Origin of the sequence: Enterocloster clostridioformis (genome assembly GCF_020297485.1) — a bacterium.
GTDB classification, from domain to species: Bacteria; Bacillota; Clostridia; order Lachnospirales; family Lachnospiraceae; genus Enterocloster; species Enterocloster clostridioformis.
Window position 1 is genome coordinate 4381080 of sequence record NZ_JAIWZC010000001.1, and the last position, 22247, is coordinate 4403326.

The following is a 22247-nucleotide window of genomic DNA, read 5'->3' on the forward strand; positions in this document are numbered from 1 at the left end:
ATCCAAAGATTCAGAAAGAACCTTTTTGTTTTTCCTTTATCAGACAGGTAAACCTACAGCATTTCCATATATGCCAGCAGCTTGTCTGCAAGGTCCAGTCCGATGTATACCAGAACTCCCAGGATGATCAAAGCCGCTGCCAGGAATACCAGCTTATAAATCAGATAAGCCTTGGCAAAGTCCCGCAGCTGGTTCTCCTTTTTTCCAAAGGCCAGACAGAGCAGGTAAACCCATCCCGCGATGGGGATGTTCATGCACATGAATGTGAGGAACCAGCGCCTGGGAGGCATACAGTAGGGATTGGCATTATCCTTCCCGGATTCCCCGCGGACATTTTTGCCCAGCTTCAGACGCGGGGCGCCTGTATGTCCTGTTTTTTTATGTAAATCAGTTTTCATTATCCGGTCTGCCTCCTGGTCCGTAATATTCCATGTTGTTCCACTTTAATTTCTCGCTGTTTAGGGAGGAACGGAGCTGGTTCTGCTGCACCTGTACCTGCTGCTCGGCCTGCTTCATGGCAGCTTCCTCGGCCGCCCTGCTCTCGGCCTGGGACGCGTTCCACTGGTCCTCTGTGGGCAGGCCGGAAATCCGCGTGATGGCTGCCTGAAGCCGGTCGGACAGAGCCTGCTGATCCGGGTTGCCTGCCACCAGGGAAAGCCTGCTGATGGCATCCTGCACCAGCTCCTGAGCGTTTTTCTGCTGGTATTCCAGTTCCTCCACAGCCTCCAGGGCCTGCAGGAATTCGTTCTTTTTGGCATCCTTCTCAGCCTGTTTCCGGTTCTCCTCAGCCTGCTTTTGGGCTGCTTCCCTGGCCCTGGCATCGTCGATGGCCTTCTGCTTTTCATAAAGGGCAATGGTATCGCCCATCTGGCTGATGATTCCCGTAAAGTAATCGTACCGGTTTTCCACCTGTTCCAGCATGCTGGCCCTCAGCTCCCCGTCGTCCAGAAGCGGCAGGCGGGAGGTGATATCCTGGTATTGGCTCCTGACCGCGTAGGTATCCTCCACGGAACTGATTTCCCTTGTGGTGAATTCACGGATATCCTGTTCCAGCTGTGTGGTCAGCTTTGCCTGCTCCTTGTCGTGCAGGCTCTGCTGCGCGCGCAGTTCAGCGGTGGTGCTGAAGTAATCCTCGGTTCCCGTCCTGGGGTCCGTCCTTAATTCCACGCTCTCCGGCTGCTCCCAGTCCCAGGGCTCCAGACCCTCGTGTATCTGGTTCATGATATTTTTCCATATTTTCCCTGCATATGTGCTCCCGTATATGCCGGGCATTTTGCGGGGGATATCGTATCCCACCCATACAGCCGTGGTATAGTAGCGGGTGTAGCCGCAGAACCAGGTGTCCTTGCTGCTGTTGGTGGTTCCTGTCTTGCCCGCCGCGGGCATGCCGTTATCCAGCGCCAGCCCGCGTCCCGTCCCGTAGGGGGAGGTCATGGTGCCTTTCAGGATATCGGTGAGCATAAAGGCGGAATCGTCACGGTAGACCTGTTTGGCTGCAGGCGGCAGATCCTTGGTCAGGTCGCCGTCGTGTTCATGGATGATTTGGGTGATACAGGTGCGGTCATTGTAAACACCGTAATTGGCCAGGGTGCTGTAGCCCTTAGCCATGTCCACCACACGGACGCCGTTGGTAAAGCCTCCGATGCTCAGGGAGGGCACGCCGTTGTCCACGTATGTAAGTTTCTGGAACTCCATTTCACCCAGATAGCTGAGCCCGTAGTTCACGCCGATGTCCTCCAGAATCTGCCAAGCCACCGTGTTCAGGCTGCGGTTTAAGGCTTCCCGGACCGTTACGCTGCCGTGGTAATTGCCGCCGCTATTGGAAGGCCCGTCCTCCCATTTGTGGTCGTCCACCATGCGCGTGGGCGAATACTCTCCGGTGTCAAAGGCAGGACCGTAGTCAATGAGGGGCTTGATGGTACTGCCCGGCTGCCTGGCGCTTAAATAGGCCCGGTTGAACTGATCCACGCTTCCCCTGCCTCCCACAATGGCCACCACGTAGTTAGACTGGTTGTCCACAATAACACCTGCGCCCTGGAGGGCGTACTTTCCATTGTCCTGTAACTCAGTGTAGGAGGACAGCCCCTGGTCTATGTCAGCCTGAAGCATGTCCTGGAGACGGCTGTCCAGGGAGGTGTATATCTTGAAGCCGCCGGCGCGGATTAAGTCGGATTTTTCCGTGTAGGCCGCTGTATAGCGTTCCATATAGGAATTGTAGTCATCCTTGTCCTCAAAGGTGTAGCGGAACTGGAAGCCGTCTTTCTTTAAAAGCTCCAGGGCCGCGCAGTGGATGGCGTAGCTGCTCTGATAGTTCTCGTCCGAGCCCTCGGATTCCTGTTTGACCACGGTAAGGGGTTTTGACAGTGCCTTCTCGTAATCCTCATCGGACAGTTCGCCTATTTCATTCATGCTCTTTAATACGTCGTTGCGTTTTTCAAGGGATGCTTTTGGATGGGCTACCGGATCGTAAGCCGAAGGACTGTTGCTGATGCCTACCAGGACAGCCGCTTCCTCCACGGTAAGGTCAGCTGCATGCTTGCCGAAATAGTAGCGGCTGGCAGCCTCCACGCCGTAGCACTGGTGGCCATAAAAATTGGTATTGCAGTAAAACTCCATAATGTCCGCTTTGGAGTACTTTTTTTCAATCTCAGGGGCCAGCAGGATTTCCACAATCTTACGGGTGAAGGTCTGTTCCTGGGTCAGGTATGTATTCTTAATGACCTGCTGGGTGATGGTGCTCCCTCCCTGGGTGACCTGTCCCCTGTGCTTCACAAGAGCCAGTCCGGCGCGGAAAGTGGCAATCCAGTCAACGCCCGTATGGCTCTTAAAGCGCCTGTCCTCCTGAGCAATATATGCGTTCTGAATGTTCATGCTGATGCCGGTAATGCCCACATACTGGTAGTGTCCGGCATTGATAAGTCCTATCTGGCGGCCGTCCCTGTCGTAAATCGCGGTGTCGGACAGCTTGGAAAAATCCGTGCGTTCCATCTGCGCCAGCTTGTCATAGGCCAGTTCACGGCACTCATCCAGGTCCGGCTTGACCTTGGCGTAAATCAGCAGGCACAGGATGGCTCCCACTATGAATCCGGTTGTCATTACGGCCAGAAGGGCGTGGAACAGCCAGCCGGTGATGCCCAGAAGGCTGACTCCTATGTCGCGGATCACCAGCAGGATTTTCCGTACGGCCTGTTTCAGTGTATCTTTCATAGTCCTCTCTATCCTCTCTTGTCCTCTTTGTACCTAAAATCTGCGCAGGCCAAAGCATATCGTGAGATGTACATATGCCTGCCCTGGAAAAGGCGTGACATCCATGGGTTGGTAAGTTTTGCCAGTCCGGTAAACATTGATATTATAAGCCGAAATGAAAAAAAAGAATAGGGAAAGTATGAAATTAAACAGACTTTCCCGGAAATTTAAAACAGAATATTGGCGAAACGGCATATGTTCATAAAAAACCCTTGATATATTGGCGAAACGCCCATATAATAAAATTATCTATTGGAGGCTGATTATTCCTCCATATATTTTATGAATGCCAGGACGGCTTTGGCCTGTTCGTCACTCATTTTGTCCAGCCGCACAATTATGCTCTGTTTTATGGCAGACCTTGTGCAGGCCGGGGTGTGGTCATTGGCCCAGAAGTCCAGAGGAACACCAAAATAAGCGGATAGCTTGCGCAGCGTTGTCAGCTTAAGCCCCTCGTATCCCTTTTTGTACCATCCGTCAATGGTGGTATAGGGGATATCGCAGGCTTTGGACAGCGTACTTTTATTTAAATGGTTCTGTTCCATAAGATAGTTTAGTTTTTCCAGAAAACCCAAATGTATCACCTCCATTCCTGGAATATTTTAACATGTAAAGGTTGGTTAGACAAGAAAAAGGTTACCCTTGAACGTAAAAATAGCTTGACAAATTACGACTAAGGGTATATATTTGATTTATGAATTACCCTTAGGGGTAAGAGGAGGCGGCAGGATGTTTATAAATCTTAGGAAAGCCCTGGACAGAAGGTGTATTTCTCTAAGGGAATACGCGGACTTTCTGGGCATAAGTGAGGCGGCTGTACAGGATAAACTGGAGGGCGGCAAGGACTTTACATACTGGGAGTTCAGGAGGACTTGTGACCTGCTTCTGCCGGAGTATAATGCGGACTTCCTGTTTGCGGAGACTATCCTGGAAAACCGTTCTGCCTGAACTGCCGTCCGTCAGTCTCCATATGGCAATGGGGAGAAAGGGGACTTCTTGAGCCTGTTGGAGATGCTGCCACGAAACAACAGCATATTGTAATGGAGGAGCGTATGAACGGAGAGAAAAAAGAGATTCCAAAAGGCACGCTTGGACTGGTTGAACTGTATTGTCTGTCTATTGGTCAGGTAATTGGGGCCGGTGTTATTACGCTGGTGGGGCCGGCCATTACTGCAACCGGGTATTCTGCATGGCTGGCGTATCTGCTGGCCATTGTTCTGGGATTTTTTACCGTATTCCCGCTTGTTTTTATCTGCGGCACACTTCGGCTGGGAGGCGGCTATTACTCCCTCATTGGAGCGCTGACCAACAAGACGTTAGCGGGAATGTACGCATTTGCGCAGCTTACAAAACTTTTGAGCATCTCATTGTTTGCGGTGAGCCTGGGGGTGTATGTCCAGTCTTTGTTTCCGCAGGTCAACACCACGGTCTGCGGGGTGGCGTTCCTGACGTTTTTCTATGTGGTGAATCTGTGCGGAATTGATATGATGGCTAAAATACAGAAATACATGACATGGGTATTGATTGCGGCCTTGCTCATGTTCATTGTCTTTGGCCTGATGTATTATAACCACCCGGTGTTTGATATCACCCATCAGAATTTCCTTACAAACGGCATTGCCGGTTTGTGGACGGCCAGTTTTCTTTTTGTATATTCAACCACAGGTTATTCCATGACTATGAACTACGGTTCCGTGGCCAGGAATCCCCAGCGGGATATTCCATGGGCCCTGATTCTGTCCGTTCCCACTCTGGTGATTTTGTACTGTGGCGTGGCGGCGGCGGGAAGCTGCGTCCTTCCCATGGAAGAGGTCATGGACCAGCCGCTGACCCTGGTGGCCCGTGTGGCGCTTCCAAAGGTCCTGTTCATCGCGTTTATAATCGGCGGTCCCATCATGGCGCTGCTGACAACGATGAATTCCACCATGCCGGCAAACTGTCTTCCCATCATGGTGTCCTGTAAGGACGGGTGGCTTCCCAAATCCTTTGGGAAAGAAAATAAAAGGGGTGTGGCCTGGAAAATCATGACGCTGAACTATCTGCTGGGGCTGGTTCCCCTGTTGCTGGGGTTCAATGTGAAGACCATTACCAACAATATCATGCTCCTTAATTCATGTATGTATCTCATGTGTTATTACGCATATTTTCAGATGCCGAAAAAGTATCCGGACGCCTGGAAGCGGTCCAGGTGGCATGTGGCGGACCGCGTATATTATCTGGTATGCGCCGTGGGGCTGGTAGGCCAGTGCGCCATACTGGTAAACTCCGCTTTTGCCCTGACCCCGATCATAGCCATTGTGAGCATTGCTGCCATTGCTGTATGCTGCGTCCTGGGCCTGCTGCGCGCCAGAAGCCCGGAAGTCACGGTGAGTACCACAATCTGGGAAGATTAGAGGGAGCCTGATGGATATTCTAAAGCTGATGATAGTATTTGGTGTGCTGGTGGTCATGCTGTGTCTGAAACGTCCTCTGTATCAGGGCATACTGGGGGCGGCGGCAGCTGTCTGTATTCTTTTTGGAATAGCGCCCGCCGAAGCCTTTAATACAGCCCTGTTATCCGTGACGGGCCGGGGAACCCTGTCTGTCCTGCTGGTATTTTATCTCATTACTTTTTTACAGAGAATGCTGGAAAAACGGGATTTTCTCAATTTGGCTCAGGCATCGCTTAACGGGATATTCAACAACCGGAGGATAAATGCTTCCCTGGCGCCGGTTTTTATCGGCCTTCTTCCGTCAGCCGGAGCCGTGATCATCTGCGGGGATATTGTGGAAAATAGCGTGGGGCCGTACCTGTCTCCGGAGGAAAAGACATTTGTTACATCCTATTTCCGGCATATTCCGGAGAGCTTTCTGCCTACATATACTTCCATTATCATTGCCATAAGCCTGACCGGGGGCAGGGTGAGCGTGTCATCCTTTCTGGTCGGAATGCTGCCGCTGGTGTTTCTTCTGGCTTATCTGGGATACCTGTTCTGCCTGAGAAAAATACCAAAGGATACGGGGATGCCGCCCAGTATGGATAAGAGAGGGGATATCCGCAGTCTTTGCAGGAGCCTGTGGAGCATTGCTTTGGCAATCGGCCTTATTATCGGGGCAGGTATGCCTGTGTATGCGGCGGTTGCCTGTTCCATTGTCCTATCTGTGTTCATAAATAAATTTACCTTTAGCGAATTAAAGCCAATGTTTTTGTCGGCAGTGGAGTCAAAGATAGTTACAAGCACGATCTGTATCATGATATTTAAGGACATCATGGCGTTCACAGGCGTCATTGAATCCCTTCCGGGGGCGTTTGAGAGACTGCCTGTGCCGGGTTTCCTGGTATTTGCCATGATTTTCTTTTTCGGGACCATTATTAGCGGCTCCCAGGCCATTATTGTACTGTGCATGCCTCTGGCCTTTGCGGCGGAGCCCCAAGCCGGTCTGGCCCTGTTCCTGCTGCTGATGGGAATGACTTATGCGGCCATGCAGATATCCCCAACCCATGTATGCCTTGCAATTGTGTCCGAATATTTTGGGGTGGGTATGGGAGCGCTGATTCGGAAAACCCTGCCGGTCATCTTTGTGTTCGCGGTGCTGCTCATAGGCTACTACGTCTTGCTGAGCCATGTGTTCGGCCTGTAAAAAAGGAACCTGTTAATGTGAAAATATAATGAATTTAAGGAGGTACGAAATGAAAATTACAAAAGTAGACGTCATGCAGGTAAAGACACCTAATCCTTCATGGAGACCGATTCTGTGCCGTGTTTATACGGACGAGGGAATCTACGGAGACGGCGAGGCCGCGCTGGCCTACGGCATAGCTGCTCCGGCTGCCTTTGGCATGATACGTGACCTGGCGGCACTTATCATCGGCATGGACCCTCTGGACAATGAGGTTGTCTGGGATACTCTCTACAAAAACACCTTCTGGGGACAGAACGGCGGTCCTGTGGTGTTTGCCGGAATCAGTGCCATTGACTTTGCGCTCTGGGATATACGGGGCAAGTTTTTCAACGTGCCGGTATACAAGCTGTTAGGCGGCAAGAAGCAGGACAACCTGCGCTGCTACGCAAGCCAGCTCCAGTTCGGCTGGAGCGACCACTGGGAGGAAGCAAAGGATACGGAGGAATATGCGGCAAATGCCAGGAAAGCAGTGGAGGAAGGATACGACGCCATTAAGATTGACTTTTTTACCTTTGACAGGAAGGATGGCAGGAGGTTTGATAAGATTACGGAGACCACGGGTATCTTAAAGCAGTATTATGTAGGCCTGGTAGAAGAACGTGTGGCGGCTGTGCGTGAAGCGGTGGGACCGGATGTGGACATCATCATGGAGAACCATTCCGTTCCCGATGCCAACGGGGCGGTTCAGCTGGCAAGGGCAGTGGAGAAGTATAATATATTCTATTTCGAGGAGCCTAACACACCAAGTCCCAAAACCGCAAAATTCATCGCGGACCACATCAATATCCCCATATCCCATGGAGAGAGGGTATACTCCAGATGGCAGTACGCGCAGTATTTTGAGAACATGTCCGTGCAGGTTATACAGCCAGATCTGGGTAACTGCGGCGGTATCACTGAGGGAAAGAAAATCTGTGATATGGCTCATGTATATGACATATCCGTACAGGCTCATGTATGTGCGGGCCCACTTTCCACAGCCGCCGCCCTGCAGCTGGAGTGTGTGATACCCAACTTCATTATCCATGAACACCACAGAAACGCCCTGCTTCCCCATAACAGGGAGCTGTGCATCTATGATTACCAGCCTGTAAATGGAACATATAAGGTTCCGGAACTGCCTGGACTGGGAAATGAATTTTCAGAGAAAGCGCTGACCTGCTGCGATAAGATTACTGTTGAATAAAAAGAAGGAAAGGGACGCTGTACCAGATAAAACGGGTACGGCGTCCCTTGTTGGGTGCGCCCGGCGGGCGCACGTTCTAACGGGTGAAAGTCCCTGACCCGCCCGGCAGTGGGAAGGGTGCAGCCAATGGCAAGGGCGTCATCGTGAGGTGGGGTCTGAAGGAAGCCGGAGGCAAACCACTGGCCTGTAAAAGTTGTCCGGATAGGCTGTGAAGCGTGGATGAGGTTGCCTAACAAACTAAAGTCCAATAACTGCACGGAACGCCAGCAGTAAACGGGGCAGGTATAAGTGGGAAAGAACGTGTGAGTACCCGGGGAGGTCTCACGGACGTGAAAGTGGCGATAAAACATTCGCTGTCACGGAGTAAAGCTTGCCGTGAGAAGTCAGCAGAGGTCATAGTACCGGGCGGTCGCAAACGCACCGGGAAGGACTGAACAGTAGGAGGTGTCGTTACCAAATGGAAACCGGACATGGAATTAAGTACAGACAACTTCATATTGAGGACTACCTGCGAGAGATACCTGCGGAACAGGGAAGGGAAACAGGAGAGTACGCCCATGAAAGGATTACCGGGAACCCCGACACCAACACGGACTTTCGGACGGACAACCTGCTAGATACGATTCTTAGAAGCGACAATCTAAATGCCGCCTATAAGAAGGTCAAAACGAACAAAGGCGTTGGTGGGATTGACGGAATGCAGGTGGATGAACTTCTACCCTACCTGAGAGAACACCAGTCCGAATTGGTCGAGCAGGTGAGGGAAGGCAAATACAAGCCAAACCCAGTCCGAAGGGTAGAAATACCCAAAGAGGAGAAAGGAAAAACAAGGAAACTGGGGATACCCACAGTGGTAGACAGGGTAATCCAACAGGCAATCGCACAGGAACTGACGCCCTTATATGAAGAACAGTTCTCTGACAACAGCATCGGATTCCGTCCCGGCAGAGGGGCGCATGACGCACTGGAAAGATGTAGGAAATATATCAACGAAGGATATGTCTACGTGGTCAGCATGGATTTACAATCCTACTTTGACACGGTGAACCACAGCAAGCTGATAGAGGTGCTGTCGAGGACGGTGAAGGACGGGAGGGTAATCTCGCTGATACACAAGTACCTGAAAGCCGGAGTAATGGAGGACGGAGGATTTCACGCAACGACCGAGGGCGTGCCGCAGGGAGGCCCGCTAAGTCCCTTATGTGGAAATGTCATGCTGAATGAGTTGGACAAGGAACTGGAGCGCAGGGGACACAAGTATGTGAGGTATGCGGATGACTGCCTGATTCTGTGCAAAAGCAGGAAAAGCGCAGAGAGGACAATGGAAAACATTGTGCCATTCATCACAGGAAAAGTGTTTCTGAAAGTCAATCTTCAGAAAACGACAGTGAGCCACGTCAGCAAGATAAAATACCTGGGCTACGGCTTTTACCGGCATAAAGGGAAATGCCGCATGAGGATACACCCGAAGTCGGTGGCAAAAATGAAGAACCGGATACGGGAGCTGACAACCAGAGGGAACAAATGGAGCAATCAGGAGAGGGAAGAAAAACGCCGAAGCTATGCAAGGGGATGGATTAACTATTATCGATATGCAGACATGAAAAGCCTGATGGAACAGACGGATGAGTGGCTGCGCCACAGAATCCGAGCGGTGTACTGGAAACAATGGAAGAAGGTACGCACAAGATATAAAATGTTGCGGGCGTTACATTTACCAGAGTGGAAGGTGCATGAGATGGCGAACTGCCGAAAGGGAGTGTGGAGAGCGGCGGGAATGCTCAACTCGGCACTCACCAAAAGAATCATAGTGGACAGACTTGGTTATCCCGATATGACTGCCCACTATCTGAAAGTCCGAGTAAACTATTGAACCGCGTAGTACCGAACGGTACGCTACGTGGTGTGGAAGGGGAGGTTAAAATCTCCCCTATCCGATTGCGTCAGGTTTTACGCATCAGGAACTGGAGGGTGTGGGAGGGGATTCCCATGCCTTTTTCCTGCATCTCGGTAAAGGCAGACAGAATCCGGCCGATTTGTACGTCGTCAGAAGGAATCAGGTGGTTATCCAGGGTGATGGTAAGAACAGTCAGCACGATTTGAGCTGTCTCTTCCGGGAAGCTGCACTGGATGCTGCCTTCCCGCACTCCCTGACGGATGATGTCAGCCAGGATGGGGTTCAGCTTGGTGATGATGATGCGGGAGAATTTCTGGTGTATGAAGGCGCTTTCCCGCTGTTCGTTGAAGGTGCGCATCTCTTCCCGGCGTCTCAGTTCCATGGAGGAGTCCAGGCAGGCGTGGTATATGATTTCCAGTTTCTGAAAGGCATCCAGGTGGGAGGAGGCGGCCAGCTCCCTGCCTTCGTCCAGGACACGGGAGTAGTTTCTCTCAATCACTGCGTCTATGATATCGTTCTTGGAAGAAAAATAGTAATAGATACTTCCTTTCCCGATACCGGCTTTTTGGGCAATATCACTGACGGAAATAGCCTGGACATTGGCTGAACCCATAAGTTCCTGCATGGCATCCAGTATCATCTCCTTTTTATTATGGCTTTGCATAAAAAATCCTCGGTTTTTTCTTTAGAATACATCCAAGTATAGCAGAATATAAATGAAAACGCCAGACTTGACTGGCGGTCGAAAACGTGTTATGTTTAGTTTGATTCTGATTCGACCACTGGTCGAAAAGCGGGAGAATAGAGTCCGGGAGGAAACGTCATGATTTATCTGGCTACATATGAACCCGGCGGCAGTCTTTATAACCGGGAGCGGGAACATATACTGGGCAGGAGCCTGCTGAACTTCGGTCTGATGAAGGAGTATGGACGGACCTGGGAGGTGGAGCAGGAGACCGGCTCAAAACCATGTCTTAAGGGTGCAGAGGACGTGGAATTTAATATCAGCCATACAAGGGGTCTGGTGGTCTGCGCTGTGGCGGACCGTGCGCTGGGCGTGGATACGGAGCGTATTCGCCCGTTTAAGGAGGGCCTGATGAGGCGCGTGTGTTCCGAATCAGAGCGCGGCTTTGTGCTGGAAGGAAGGTCTGAGGCAGCGCGGCAGGAACGGTTTTTCCGGCTGTGGACGCTTAAGGAGAGCTTTGTCAAGGCCATTGGCAGGGGGCTGGCCTTTCCGCTGGGGGACATTACATTTTCCCTGGAGGAGGGCGCTGTAAAAGGGAGTATTCCGGGCTGGCGGTTTTACCAGTCCAGGGTTTACCAATCATATATTATATCCGTCTGCGCGGCGGATGAAAAAGGAGAGGCAGTATGAGTTACGAAGAAGTATTTGAAAAGGTAAAGGAAATTTTCATGAAGGCCGATGTGAGCAAGGTAGAGGAGCATCTGGCCTTTCAGTTCAATATTACGGGTGAGGGCGAGGGCGCGTTCTATGCGGAGGTCAGGGACGGCAGCCTGAGGGTGGAGCCGTATGAGTATTATGACAGGGATGCAATGTTTATCTGCTCCGCCGATACTCTGATGAAGCTGGCATCGGGAAAGCTGGACCCGGTCTTTGCATTTACCACGGGAAAACTGAAGGTTGAGGGAAGTCTGGAAAAGGCTCTGATGTTGCAGAAGTTTGTGTAGGCAGAATGTAGGCAGAAGTTTTGTTCAGGCAGGCGCATGTGCGGCGCCGGGAAACCGGGCAGCCCATGGCAAAGGAGTGAAGTATATGGGAATCAAGGGATGGATACTGGGATTGGCGGCAGCGGGAGCAGCGGGAGAATACGGTATAGCGCGGTATTTCTTTCACCGGACCGTGGTCCGGGGAAATGCAAAGCGCGACAGGACCCGGAAGATGGCAGGCACGGACTGGGACGCTTATATTCCGGGTATCCGCGCCAGCAGGGAATGGCTGGCAGGACAGCCTCAGGAAGAGGTGTACATAACATCCCGGGACGGGCTCAGGCTCCACGGCACGTTTTTTTGCTGTGAAGGTTCCGGGAAGGCGGTGGTGTGCTTCCACGGCTATACCAGCGAAGGACTCAACGATTACACATCCATTGCTAAATTTTATCTGAGTCAGGGCTTCAGCCTGATGGCGGTGGATGAGAGGGCCCACGGCAAAAGCGAGGGCACCTATATCGGCTTTGGCTGTCTGGACCGCAATGACGCCAGGCAGTGGATGGAGTATATGGTGGAGCGTCTGGGAGAGGACTGCGAGCTGATGCTCCACGGCATTTCCATGGGAGCGGCCACCGTGCTGATGTCCACGGGCCTGAATCTTCCAAAGCAGGTCAGAGCTGCCGTGTCAGACTGTGCCTTTACCTCTGCCTGGGAAGTGTTCAGCCATGTGCTCAGGAGTATGTACCATATGCCGGCTTTTCCCGTGATGCAGATTGCGGACCGTATGGCCAGGAGTGAGGCTGGATACGGCCTGGATGAATGCAATGCCAGGGAAGAGGTAAAGAAGGCCCGTATTCCCATCCTGTTTATCCATGGGGACAGGGACACCTTTGTGCCCTGTTCCATGGTGTATGAGCTGTACGAGGCCTGCGCGTCGCCTAAGGAGCTGTTAGTCATACCGGGAGCCAGCCATGCAGAGGCGTACTATAAGGAGACGGACCGTTATGAACATGCGATTGAGGAACTGATTGCCCGGTTTTTTGGAAAAGAGGAGAACAAAGTATGAAGACAAGGAAAGGCTACAAGGTATACCCGCTGACATCAGCGCAGAAGCTTCACTTTTACTGCCTGAAATACTGCCCTAAGAAGCAGGTGCTGAACATCGGTTCCAGCCTGACCATTCAGGTGGACCTGGACTGGGACGTGCTTAAAGACTGCATCCGGGAGGCCATTGCCCGCTGTGATACCATGCGCCTGCGCTTTACCCATGACAAGGAGGGCAACGTCTATCAGTATGTGGTGAAGGAGGAGACAAAGGAAATTGAACACTTTGACTTCACCGGCTGGAAGGAGGAGGACGCGGAGGGGAAGCTTCGGGAGTGGACAGAGGTTCCCTTTGAGCGGTATGATTCCCCCATGCACCACATTGTAATGATCAAGATGCCGGATGGGTACCAGGGTCTTTATATCTGTGTGGACCATATGACCATGGATGCTCAGTCCCTGATTCTGTTTTTCCGGGATGTGATTGAACTGTACGCCAGCAAACTTTATGACGAGGTGGACCATCCAAAGGAAATGTCTTCCTATATCAAGCAGTTGGAAAAGGACCTGGCCTACGAGGCCGGAAGCAGGGCCTGTGAAAAAGACAGGCAGTTTTTTCAGGAACTGATTGCTTCCTCCGAACCCATCTTCACGGACATCTACGGTCCAAAGAAGCTGTCAGATGAGAGAAAGGCCACCCGCAACCCGAAGCTGAGGGCAGCCACCAACACATCCGATAATGTGGAGGCCAATATCACCAACTTCCATCTGGAAGGGGATTCTTCCGGCCGCCTGCTGGATTTTTGTGAGAAATACGGTATTTCCATGACCTGCCTTCTCTTAATGGGCCTTCGGACCTATCTGCAGAAGGAAAATGACCAGGACGACGTTTCCATTACCACTACCATTTCCAGGCGGGCCACCCTGTCGGAGAAGCGCTGCGGCGGAAGCAGGATTCATTGTTTCCCGTTCAGGACCATTGTGCCCAGGGAGGACACCTTCATGGAGGGCCTTCTCAAGATAAGGGATGCCCAGAACCAGTATTTCCGCCATGCGGATTACAGCCCGACGGAGTATTTCAACTACAGGCATGATTACTATAAGCTGAAGGACGGCCAGACCTATGAGCCCTTAAGCCTTACCTATCAGCCCTTGGCCATGAAGTACGACGGCCCTGGTCTGGACAAACTGGGTGACATCAAGTATAAGACTGCCCGCTATTCCAACGGCGTGGCTGCTCACACCTTGTACCTGACCGTGAGCCACAGGGCAGAGGACAATGGCCTGGATTTTGGTTTTGAGTATCAGACCGGCGTGGTGACGCCGGAGAGGCTGGAGTATATTTATTACTACCTGTGCAGAATCATATTCCGGGGCGTGGAAGACCCGGAGCGCACGGTAGGGGAAATCATAGAGATGGTGTAAAAAAGAGGAGGATTACAAGGATATGTTTGAGGAATTAAAGGAAATCATCTGTGAGTATGTGGATGTGGCGCCGGAGACCATTAAGGAGAATTCCAGGTTTATTGAGGACCTGGGCTTCAATTCCTATGACTTCATGAGCATGGTAGGGGAGATTGAGGAGAAATTCGACGTGGAGGTAGAGGAACGGGAGGTGGTCAATGTAAAGACCGTGAAGGATGCAGTGGATTATATTCAGTCCCTGCAGGCAGAGTAGGCCGAAAAGGCAGGAGGAAGATATGGCAGCAGAGACATTAAGGGATGTAATACGGCACGGCGCAGAGGCTTATGGAGAACAGACAGCATTCCGGTACAAGGTAAAGAAGGAAATCATTGATAAATCATACAATGAGGTGAACCTGGATTCCATGGCCGTAAGCCGTGCCGTGGAGGCCCTTGGAATGAAGGGGAAGCATATCGCGGTCATAGGCACCACCAGCTACCAGTGGATTACCGCCTATTTTGGAATCGTGAACAGCGGCAGCGTGGCAGTACCTATCGACGCACAGCTTCCTGCAGAAGCCATCTGTGAACTCTTAAACAGGGCGGATGTGGAAATGCTGGTATACGATGAACTGCGCTCTGACGTGGCAGGCGCTGTCCGTGAGAAATGCCCTGGCATCAGGCATGTGGTATCCATGCAGGCGCAGGAGACAGCAGGGGATGTGCTCTCATTGTCCCGTCTGATAGCTGAAAATACCGGTACATATGAGACAGAGCTATCCGGCAGCCAGCTCTGCACCATACTCTTTACCTCAGGCACCACCGGAAAGAGCAAGGGAGTCATGCTGAGCCACAGGAACCTGACGGACAATGCGGTCTGTCTGGACATGAAGATACCTGCGGGAACCGTGTCCATGACCCTGCTTCCCATCAACCATGTTTACTGCCTGACCATGGACATTATAAAGGGACTTTATATAGGAATGATTATCTGCATCAATGATTCCATTATGCATGTACAGCGCAATATGAAGCTGTTCAAGCCGGAGATCGTGCTGCTGGTGCCCCTTGTCATTGAGTCCATATACGGAAAGTTAAAGGATGCCGGAAGCCTGATACCCAAGAAAATGGTGGCAAAGGCCGCTTTTGGGGGCAACCTGCGAATCATATGCAGCGGCGGAGCCTACCTGGATCCGGACTACGTAGACCGTTTCAAAGAATACGGCATCACCATCCTTCAGGGCTACGGTATGACGGAGTGCTCGCCGGTTATCAGCACCAACCTAGAATGGGAGAATAAGAAGGGTTCCGTTGGAAAACTTCTTCCCAACTGTGAGGCCAAGGTGGTGGATGAGGAAATCTGGGTAAGGGGATCCAGCGTCATGCAGGGTTATTACAAGATGCCTGAGCGGACGGCCGAGACCCTGGAGGACGGATGGCTTAAGACCGGAGACTTAGGGTATGTGGATGAGGACAAATTTGTCTATATCACAGGCCGCCGCAAGAACCTGATTATCCTGGCCAACGGCGAGAATGTGTCTCCGGAGGAGCTGGAGAACGAGCTGAGCCGCTCGGAACTGGTGAAGGAAATACTGGTGCGGGAAAAAGATAAAATAATAGAGGCGGAAGTTTTCCCGGATTACGAGTACGCAAAGAAAAAGCATATTAAGGATATCCGGGGGACGCTTCAGGAATTGATTGACGGGTTTAATAAGGATATGCCGGTCTATAAGCGAATCTACAGCCTGATTGTCAGGGAGACGGAGTTTGAGAAGACGCCGTCAAAGAAAATTAAAAGATTTTAGAATGTGTATTCTATGTAAATAAACATTGTACCGTGCGCTATAAGCGGATTAGAGGAAATCAGAGATAGATTCTGCTTTCCCCTAACCGCTTTTTTTGAAGCCTGGAAAGGTAAAAAGATTACTATAAAAAGTCAAAGATGTCCATTCTAAAAACCATTTCCTGCCCTGTCCGGCAGCGGGAAGGGAAATCCGGGCAGAAATCAGTCAAAAAACCAATTGTTCTTTGCCATTGCCTGTGTGATGAATTATCAGCCCTGTATATCAGCCATGAAGTGGTTTCGGGAATCTGTTTCTTTTTCAAAGGATTATGGGGATATACCAAAGCAGATTTTGGAGTATGCAGAGGATTCCAATATGCTGCAGGCAATTGTTTCCTATGCAAAGCAGGCAGATGTGGGAATAGAGGATATGACTTTTGAAGTGAGCAATGAGGAACTGTCGCAGTCAGAGCTGCTTTTTGAAAATATTCCTGAGGGAATTCTAAGGGCATTAAAGGAATTTGCTGCTGCCCTGAAAGATTCCTCTGACACAGCGGAAATGAATCTGAGGGTGGGGGAATTAAAAACATCGTCTCTGCACAGAGGCATCAAAAAAGATGGGCGGATGGATATTTTTTCGGGGCCGTGCCGGAGGTGGATACCGTGGAGGTGGAATGATGGGGAAAAAAATCAAACCACTGATTTACATTTTTTGCGAGGGAGAGAGTGAGATTGAATATGGAAAGTGTCTGAAAGAAAGGTTTTCAGATGTGGCGGTTATAATGAAGCCGGTAAAGGGATTATTTTCCGAAGCAGAAAGAAAATTTAAAAAGGAAGCCAGGTACCGGAATAAAATAGAGGTAACAGATGAAATCTGGTTTTTCTTTGATGTGGACCACGACCAGGCGGGAAGCTGGAAGACGAATCAGAACATTATGCAAACCTTGCAAAGACTGCGGAAACATTGTCCGGCATATGTAAAGGGGGATTCTGCCGCGACAGCGGAGATTGCAGGGCACATGGACACAGCGGTTCAGAATGGAGCATGGATTTTGCGGACTGTGGATGGTATTCCAACGCTGGAGGATAATGATGTACGCAGCCAGTGGCTTTATCAGTGCGGAAAAACATTCACAACAGTCCAGGAAGCAATTGAGTTTTTGGAAAACCTGTAAAAGAAAAAAGGTAAAGTTAGACGCCAATCCGGTGGTTGCCAATGATTGGTGTCTTTTTTTGCAGATAATCAGGAAATGTTAAAGAAACAAGGAACGTTTTATTGTACATAATACACAAATCACCTGCCAAAAACTTGTGTATTATGGCGGCCTGATTTAAAAAAGATGAAAGAACTTTCTGAACTACAAAACCCTATTGAAATTAAAATCAAACCTGCTATACTTTAGCTACAAGAGATGAGCGGCCGGAACAAGGCTGCTAAGTACTCATAACAAGGAGGAACTCATATGAACGAAAAGATAGAGAGCCTGAAGGGTAAGCTGATTGTATCCTGCCAGGCCCTGCCCCATGAGCCGCTTCATTCGGCCTTTATCATGGGCCGGATGGCATTGGCTGCCAAGGAGGGCGGAGCATATGGCATCCGCGCCAATACCAAGGAGGATATCGCTGAAATCCAGACCCAGGTTGACCTGCCTGTCATCGGCATCGTGAAACGTGACTATGAGGACAGCAAGGTATACATCACGCCTACCATGAAGGAAATCAACGAGCTGATGGAGGTTAAACCGGAGATCATTGCCCTGGACGCCACCGGCGACCTGAGGCCGGGCGGCAGGACCCTGGATGAATTTTACAGGGAAATCCGGAAAAGCTATCCGGGACAGCTGCTGATGGCAGACTGTTCTACTGTGGAGGAAGCCCTTCACGCAGACCAGCTTGGGTTTGACTTTATCGGAACCACGCTGGTAGGATATACGGATCAGAGCAGAAACCTTAAAATTGAATCCAATGATTTTGAAATTATCCGCCGGATTGTGGCAACGGTGAAACACCGCGTCATTGCCGAAGGGAACATCAACACGCCGGAAAAGGCAAAGAGGGTCATTGAACTGGGGGCTTTCAGCGTGGTGGTTGGTTCCATTATCACCAGGCCCCAGCTGATTACAAAGTCCTTTGCACAGGCGCTGGATTAGTACAAACATGTTAACCATTTCATAATAAAGGGGACCGAACAGGTCATTGAAAGGAGAAGTAAGATTATGGCAAACTTAGAAAAGTACAAAGGTGTTATTCCTGCATTTTACGCATGCTACGACGCGGAGGGAAATGTGAGCCCGGAGAGGGTAAGGGCTCTGACTGAGTACCACATCAGAAAAGGCGTTAAGGGCGTTTATGTGAACGGATCTTCAGGAGAGTGCATCTACCAGAGCCTGGAAGACCGCAAGATTACACTGGAGAATGTAATGGCGGCTGCCAAGGGCAGGCTGACGGTTATCGCACATGTGGGCTGCAATAATACCAAGGACAGCGTAGAGCTGGCTAAACATGCGGAGAGCCTTGGCGTTGACGCCATCGCATCCATTCCGCCCATCTACTTCCATCTGCCTGAGTATGCAATTGCCGCTTACTGGAACGCCATGAGCCAGGCAGCTCCCAACACGGATTTTATTATCTATAACATTCCGCAGCTGGCAGGCGTGGCCCTGACACAGAGCCTGTTTGCCGAGATGAGGAAGAATCCAAGGGTCATCGGCGTGAAGAATTCCTCCATGCCTGTACAGGACATCCAGATGTTCAAGCTGGCAGGCGGGGATGACTACATCATCTTCAATGGTCCGGACGAGCAGTTTATCAGCGGCCGCGTCATCGGCGCTGAGGCCGGTATCGGCGGAACCTACGGCGTGATGCCCGAACTGTTCCTCAAGATGGATGAACTGGTGAAGGCAGGAAAGATGGAAGAAGCCATGAGGGTACAGTACGCTGCCAACGACATTATCTACAAGATGTGTTCCGGACACGGCAACATGTACGGTATGATTAAAGAGATGCTGCGCATCAATGAGTCTCTGGACCTGGGCGGAGTCAGGGAGCCGCTGCCGCAGCTGATTGAATCCGACCTTGCCATTGCACAGGAAGCGGCCCGCATGGTGAAGGAAGCGGTTGCGGCATACTGCTAAGCAGTGTGCGGTACCGGAGGTAAAAGTGAATGGTCCCCGGTCCTTTCTGGAGGGAGAAAGGGCCGGCGCGGGACCGGAGGGCGTTTGGGAAAGGGAGGATGTTTCCCGGGTTTTCCGTATAGCAAAGAAGGGAGATTGATTTATGCAGGGTTTTACTACAATTGATTTGATTATCCTGGTTGTTTATCTTGCGGCTGTATTATTTGCCGGACTCTACTTCTCCAAAAAGGAGATGAAGGGAAAAGAGTTCTTTAAGGGAGACGGCACCATTCCGTGGTGGGTTACTTCCGTTTCCATATTCGCAACATTATTAAGTCCTATTTCCTTCCTGTCACTGGCAGGAAATTCCTATGCAGGGACATGGATTATGTGGTTCGCACAGTTAGGAATGATTGTGGCCATCCCCATTACCATTAAGTTCTTCCTGCCAATCTACAGCAAGCTGGACATCGACACAGCCTACCACTATCTTGAAATCCGTTTCGGAAGCAAAGGCCTGCGTGTCCTGGGCGCTGTCATGTTCATCATATACCAGGTGGGCCGCATGTCCATCATCATGTATCTTCCGTCCATGGTTCTGGCCAGCCTGACGGGCATCAATGTAAACATACTGATTATTGCCATGGGCGTAATTGCCATCATTTATTCCTATACAGGCGGACTGAAATCCGTTCTCTGGACAGACTTCATCCAGGGCAGCGTTCTTCTGGTAGGCGTTACCTTTGCCCTGTTTTATCTGGCAGGCGGTATCAACGGCGGATTCGGAGCCATCTTCCAGTCCATGGCCGGAGGTAAGTTCCTGGCATCTGATCAGCCGATTTTCAATCCCAATATACTGAAGGACAGCGTATTCCTGCTGATTGTGGGAGCCGGTCTTAACACCTGTTCCTCCTATGTATCCAGCCAGGATATTGTGCAGCGTTTCACCACCACCACAGACATGAAGAAACTGAACAAGATGATGCTGACCAACGGCGCGCTGTCCATCTTCATCGCAACCGTATTTTACCTCATCGGTACAGGCCTGTATGTATTTTACAGCCAGAATGCACTTCCGCCGGCAGCACAGCAGGACCAGATTTTCGCCTCCTATATTGCTTATCAGCTTCCGGTAGGTATCACAGGACTGCTTCTGGCAGCCATCTATGCGGCATCCCAGTCCACTCTGTCCACCGGCCTTAACTCAGTAGCAACCAGCTGGACCCTGGATATCCAGGAGCGTCTCTCCAGAAAGAAGATGAGCTTTGCCCTTCAGACAAGAATCGCGCAGTACGTATCCCTGGGAGTGGGTGTTGTGGCCATCCTGGTGTCCATGGTACTGGCAAACGGCGAAATCAAGTCAGCATATGAGTGGTTCAACGGTTTCATGGGACTGGTGTTAGGCGTGTTGGGCGGCACATTTGCCCTGGGTACATTCACAAAGGTGGCAAATGCAAAGGGCGCTTACGTGGCATTCTTTGTGGCAGCCGTTACCATGGTCTGCATCAAGTACATGACTCCCGCGGGCTCTGTATCCATCTGGTCCTATTCCATCATCTCCATCGCCATTTCCCTGGTAGTGGGAATTCCGGTGAGCATGATTACAAGAAAGCTGGATGGGGATACATCCAAGCCGGTAAAGGACGCTACGATTTACCACAATTAATGATTCGCTGACAGGAGGTAATCATGATATTTGGAAACATCACACAGGAAAAGACATATGCCTTTCTTCCTGAGGATTTAAAGGAATGCTTTGCCTATGCAAAGGAACACGATTTGGTATCCTATGAAAAGGGCAGCCATCCCATTGACGGCGAGAGACTGTTTGTCAATGTGGTGGAGTATGAGACTACCCGGCCGGAGAACCGTTTCTGGGAAGCCCACAGGAATTACCTGGATGTGCATTTAATGCTTGACGGCCAGGAGCAGATTGATTTAAACTTTATTGAGAATATGGAGCAGAAGGAATTTGTGGAGAAGGACGACTTCCTTCCCATGGACGGCGGGTCCAACAGCCATGTAGTACTCCGGGCAGGCGATTTCCTGATTTGCTACCCGGAGGACGGGCACCGCACAGCCGTGGCCGTTGACGAATCTGAGAAAATCAAGAAGGCCATATTTAAGGTGCGGATTGACCATTAAAAGCATATAAACCCGGAGACAGAGGCAAACCAAAGACCCTGGAGCGCGGGACGGAGCATCCGTTTTGCGCCCCGGGCAGGTTTGCCTTTTGCGGCAGGTCAGCGGAAGGAAAATGTCAGAACAAGAGGCAGGACAGGATGAAAAGAAGGTTTAAAGGAGCGGTGTCACGATGAAACAGTATATTTGCATTGATATCGGAGGAACGGAAATCAAGCACGGAGTGCTGGATGAAAATGGGAAATTTCTTGCAAAGGATAAGGTGCCCACCGAGGCCTTTAAGGGCGGTCCCGCCCTGCTTAAAAAGGTCCTGGGGATTGCGGCGGATTATCTGAAGTATTGGAAGGCGGAGGGTATCTGTGTATCCACTGCCGGCATGGTGGATGTGGAGAAGGGGGAGATATTCTATTCCGCCCCTCTGATTCCGGAGTATGCGGGAACAAAAATCAAGGCCGGCATGGAGGAGGAATTCGGACTTCCCTGCGAGGTGGAAAATGATGTGAACTGCGCCGGCCTGGCGGAGGCTGTGTCCGGGGCAGCGGCAGGCGCTCAGTCAGCCCTGTGCCTTACGGTTGGAACCGGTATCGGCGGCTGTATCATCATCGGCGGCAGGGTGTACCACGGATGGAGTGGAAGCGCCTGTGAGGTGGGATACATGCATATGGACGGAAGCGATTTCCAGACCCTGGGGGCTGCCAGCATACTGGTAAAACGGGTGGCGGCTGCAAAGGGGGAGCCTGAGGATGAGTGGAATGGCTACCGCATCTTCCAGCTGGCCGGGGAAGGGGATCCCATATGCAGGGAAGCCATTGACCAGATGTGCGATTGTCTGGGCAAAGGCATTTCCAATATATGCTATGTGCTGAATCCCCAGATAGTGGTGCTGGGAGGAGGAATCATGGCTCAGGAGGAGTACCTGCGGCCCAGACTGGAAAAGGCTCTTGCACGGTATCTGGTATCCAGCATATATGAAAAGACAGAGCTGGCCTTTGCGAAGCACCAGAATGACGCGGGGATGCGGGGGGCCTACTATCATTTTCTGGAGAGACAGGGAAAGGCCCAAAGCTGACCGGCATTTGTTTAAAGCGGCCCGTGGTCTTA

General features: G+C 51.1%; 22 protein-coding genes. 18 read left to right on the forward strand and 4 right to left on the reverse strand.

The genetic code is table 11. The features are described from left to right. Nucleotides 1-53 precede the first annotated feature (53 nt). The 3 genes from LA360_RS21975 to LA360_RS21985 form a co-directional block, all read right to left on the reverse strand. Nucleotides 54-398, reverse strand: a complete 345-nt coding sequence (locus LA360_RS21975) for a hypothetical protein (RefSeq protein ID WP_022202477.1) — start codon at nucleotides 396-398, stop codon at nucleotides 54-56. Then, nucleotides 388-3207 (reverse strand): transglycosylase domain-containing protein, encoded by a 2820-nt coding sequence (locus tag LA360_RS21980; protein ID WP_112481564.1) that lies wholly within the window; start codon nucleotides 3205-3207, stop codon nucleotides 388-390. Before LA360_RS21980 ends, LA360_RS21975 begins: the two co-directional genes overlap by 11 nt. A 302-nt stretch (nucleotides 3208-3509) precedes the next feature. Beyond that, nucleotides 3510-3821, reverse strand: coding sequence for a helix-turn-helix domain-containing protein (locus LA360_RS21985; RefSeq protein ID WP_022202475.1), 312 nt, complete (start codon nucleotides 3819-3821; stop codon nucleotides 3510-3512). A gap of 154 nt (nucleotides 3822-3975) precedes the next feature. Here LA360_RS21985 and LA360_RS21990 point away from each other — a divergent pair, with 154 nt between their 5' ends. The 5 genes from LA360_RS21990 (at nucleotide 3976) to ltrA (ending at nucleotide 9968) form a co-directional block, all read left to right on the forward strand. After that, entirely contained in the window at nucleotides 3976-4194 is a 219-nt protein-coding gene (locus tag LA360_RS21990; RefSeq protein WP_002585902.1) for a hypothetical protein, read from the forward strand. Between the two features lie 104 nt (nucleotides 4195-4298). Then, the gene (locus LA360_RS21995) at nucleotides 4299-5639 is read left to right on the forward strand and encodes an APC family permease (RefSeq protein ID WP_022202474.1); all 1341 of its coding nucleotides are present in this window, start codon (nucleotides 4299-4301) and stop codon (nucleotides 5637-5639) included. A 10-nt stretch (nucleotides 5640-5649) separates the two neighbouring features. Beyond that, nucleotides 5650-6867 carry a DUF401 family protein gene (locus LA360_RS22000; RefSeq protein WP_112481565.1) on the forward strand — a complete coding sequence of 406 codons (1218 nt, stop codon included), beginning with the start codon at nucleotides 5650-5652 and terminating at the stop codon, nucleotides 6865-6867. 49 nt (nucleotides 6868-6916) lie between these two features. Next, nucleotides 6917-8095 (forward strand): mandelate racemase/muconate lactonizing enzyme family protein, encoded by a 1179-nt coding sequence (locus tag LA360_RS22005; protein WP_002585905.1) that lies wholly within the window; start codon nucleotides 6917-6919, stop codon nucleotides 8093-8095. 457 nt (nucleotides 8096-8552) lie between these two features. Beyond that, on the forward strand, nucleotides 8553-9968 hold the full coding sequence (ltrA, locus tag LA360_RS22010) for a group II intron reverse transcriptase/maturase (protein WP_166433694.1): 1416 nt from the start codon (nucleotides 8553-8555) through the stop codon (nucleotides 9966-9968). A gap of 70 nt (nucleotides 9969-10038) precedes the next feature. Here ltrA and LA360_RS22015 read toward each other — a convergent pair whose 3' ends face one another. Further along, nucleotides 10039-10656 (reverse strand): TetR/AcrR family transcriptional regulator, encoded by a 618-nt coding sequence (locus LA360_RS22015; protein WP_022200892.1) that lies wholly within the window; start codon nucleotides 10654-10656, stop codon nucleotides 10039-10041. Between the two features lie 159 nt (nucleotides 10657-10815). Here LA360_RS22015 and LA360_RS22020 point away from each other — a divergent pair, with 159 nt between their 5' ends. The 13 genes from LA360_RS22020 (at nucleotide 10816) to LA360_RS22080 (ending at nucleotide 22215) form a co-directional block, all read left to right on the forward strand. Then, nucleotides 10816-11367: a 4'-phosphopantetheinyl transferase family protein gene (locus tag LA360_RS22020; RefSeq protein ID WP_022200893.1), complete on the forward strand. Its 552-nt coding sequence runs from the start codon at nucleotides 10816-10818 to the stop codon at nucleotides 11365-11367. Then, the gene (locus LA360_RS22025; protein WP_022200894.1) at nucleotides 11364-11681 is read left to right on the forward strand and encodes an SCP2 sterol-binding domain-containing protein; all 318 of its coding nucleotides are present in this window, start codon (nucleotides 11364-11366) and stop codon (nucleotides 11679-11681) included. The genes LA360_RS22020 and LA360_RS22025 overlap by 4 nt, the downstream gene beginning before the upstream one ends. Nucleotides 11682-11766: 85 nt before the next feature. Continuing rightward, nucleotides 11767-12726 (forward strand): alpha/beta hydrolase, encoded by a 960-nt coding sequence (locus tag LA360_RS22030; protein ID WP_022200895.1) that lies wholly within the window; start codon nucleotides 11767-11769, stop codon nucleotides 12724-12726. Continuing rightward, nucleotides 12723-14129, forward strand: coding sequence for a condensation domain-containing protein (locus LA360_RS22035; protein ID WP_022200896.1), 1407 nt, complete (start codon nucleotides 12723-12725; stop codon nucleotides 14127-14129). The genes LA360_RS22030 and LA360_RS22035 overlap by 4 nt, the downstream gene beginning before the upstream one ends. Nucleotides 14130-14151: 22 nt before the next feature. After that, complete coding sequence (locus LA360_RS22040; RefSeq protein ID WP_002585910.1) at nucleotides 14152-14382, forward strand: acyl carrier protein; 231 nt, start codon at nucleotides 14152-14154, stop codon at nucleotides 14380-14382. 22 nt (nucleotides 14383-14404) lie between these two features. Further along, entirely contained in the window at nucleotides 14405-15913 is a 1509-nt protein-coding gene (locus tag LA360_RS22045; protein WP_022200897.1) for an AMP-dependent synthetase/ligase, read from the forward strand. Nucleotides 15914-16129: 216 nt separating this feature from the next. Further along, on the forward strand, nucleotides 16130-16621 hold the full coding sequence (locus LA360_RS22050) for a hypothetical protein (RefSeq protein WP_089775611.1): 492 nt from the start codon (nucleotides 16130-16132) through the stop codon (nucleotides 16619-16621). Next, nucleotides 16566-17066, forward strand: coding sequence for an RloB family protein (locus LA360_RS22055; protein ID WP_225537649.1), 501 nt, complete (start codon nucleotides 16566-16568; stop codon nucleotides 17064-17066). The genes LA360_RS22050 and LA360_RS22055 overlap by 56 nt, the downstream gene beginning before the upstream one ends. 288 nt (nucleotides 17067-17354) lie before the next feature. Next, the gene (locus LA360_RS22060; protein WP_002585913.1) at nucleotides 17355-18041 is read left to right on the forward strand and encodes an N-acetylmannosamine-6-phosphate 2-epimerase; all 687 of its coding nucleotides are present in this window, start codon (nucleotides 17355-17357) and stop codon (nucleotides 18039-18041) included. 66 nt (nucleotides 18042-18107) lie between these two features. Further along, a complete protein-coding gene (locus LA360_RS22065) occupies nucleotides 18108-19025 on the forward strand; it encodes a dihydrodipicolinate synthase family protein (protein ID WP_022200900.1) in 918 nt (305 codons plus the stop codon). Nucleotides 19026-19167: 142 nt separating this feature from the next. Further along, entirely contained in the window at nucleotides 19168-20670 is a 1503-nt protein-coding gene (locus LA360_RS22070) for a sodium:solute symporter family protein (RefSeq protein ID WP_022200901.1), read from the forward strand. Between the two features lie 23 nt (nucleotides 20671-20693). Then, nucleotides 20694-21149: a NanQ anomerase/TabA/YiaL family protein gene (locus tag LA360_RS22075; RefSeq protein ID WP_002585916.1), complete on the forward strand. Its 456-nt coding sequence runs from the start codon at nucleotides 20694-20696 to the stop codon at nucleotides 21147-21149. Nucleotides 21150-21318: 169 nt separating this feature from the next. After that, nucleotides 21319-22215 carry an ROK family protein gene (locus LA360_RS22080; protein WP_022200902.1) on the forward strand — a complete coding sequence of 299 codons (897 nt, stop codon included), beginning with the start codon at nucleotides 21319-21321 and terminating at the stop codon, nucleotides 22213-22215. Nucleotides 22216-22247 lie beyond the last annotated feature (32 nt).

Bases quoted from the DNA above. Each gene is read 5' to 3' on its own strand.
- LA360_RS21975 (WP_022202477.1), bottom strand. From the start codon at position 398: ATGAAAACTGATTTACATAAAAAAACAGGACATACAGGCGCCCCGCGT.
- LA360_RS21980 (WP_112481564.1), bottom strand. From the start codon at position 3,207: ATGAAAGATACACTGAAACAGGCCGTACGGAAAATCCTGCTGGTGATC.
- LA360_RS21990 (WP_002585902.1), top strand. From the start codon at position 3,976: ATGTTTATAAATCTTAGGAAAGCCCTGGACAGAAGGTGTATTTCTCTA.
- LA360_RS21995 (WP_022202474.1), top strand. From the start codon at position 4,299: ATGAACGGAGAGAAAAAAGAGATTCCAAAAGGCACGCTTGGACTGGTT.
- LA360_RS22000 (WP_112481565.1), top strand. From the start codon at position 5,650: ATGGATATTCTAAAGCTGATGATAGTATTTGGTGTGCTGGTGGTCATG.
- LA360_RS22005 (WP_002585905.1), top strand. From the start codon at position 6,917: ATGAAAATTACAAAAGTAGACGTCATGCAGGTAAAGACACCTAATCCT.
- ltrA (WP_166433694.1), top strand. From the start codon at position 8,553: ATGGAAACCGGACATGGAATTAAGTACAGACAACTTCATATTGAGGAC.
- LA360_RS22015 (WP_022200892.1), bottom strand. From the start codon at position 10,656: ATGCAAAGCCATAATAAAAAGGAGATGATACTGGATGCCATGCAGGAA.
- LA360_RS22020 (WP_022200893.1), top strand. From the start codon at position 10,816: ATGATTTATCTGGCTACATATGAACCCGGCGGCAGTCTTTATAACCGG.
- LA360_RS22025 (WP_022200894.1), top strand. From the start codon at position 11,364: ATGAGTTACGAAGAAGTATTTGAAAAGGTAAAGGAAATTTTCATGAAG.
- LA360_RS22030 (WP_022200895.1), top strand. From the start codon at position 11,767: ATGGGAATCAAGGGATGGATACTGGGATTGGCGGCAGCGGGAGCAGCG.
- LA360_RS22035 (WP_022200896.1), top strand. From the start codon at position 12,723: ATGAAGACAAGGAAAGGCTACAAGGTATACCCGCTGACATCAGCGCAG.
- LA360_RS22040 (WP_002585910.1), top strand. From the start codon at position 14,152: ATGTTTGAGGAATTAAAGGAAATCATCTGTGAGTATGTGGATGTGGCG.
- LA360_RS22045 (WP_022200897.1), top strand. From the start codon at position 14,405: ATGGCAGCAGAGACATTAAGGGATGTAATACGGCACGGCGCAGAGGCT.
- LA360_RS22055 (WP_225537649.1), top strand. From the start codon at position 16,566: ATGATGGGGAAAAAAATCAAACCACTGATTTACATTTTTTGCGAGGGA.
- LA360_RS22060 (WP_002585913.1), top strand. From the start codon at position 17,355: ATGAACGAAAAGATAGAGAGCCTGAAGGGTAAGCTGATTGTATCCTGC.
- LA360_RS22065 (WP_022200900.1), top strand. From the start codon at position 18,108: ATGGCAAACTTAGAAAAGTACAAAGGTGTTATTCCTGCATTTTACGCA.
- LA360_RS22070 (WP_022200901.1), top strand. From the start codon at position 19,168: ATGCAGGGTTTTACTACAATTGATTTGATTATCCTGGTTGTTTATCTT.
- LA360_RS22075 (WP_002585916.1), top strand. From the start codon at position 20,694: ATGATATTTGGAAACATCACACAGGAAAAGACATATGCCTTTCTTCCT.
- LA360_RS22080 (WP_022200902.1), top strand. From the start codon at position 21,319: ATGAAACAGTATATTTGCATTGATATCGGAGGAACGGAAATCAAGCAC.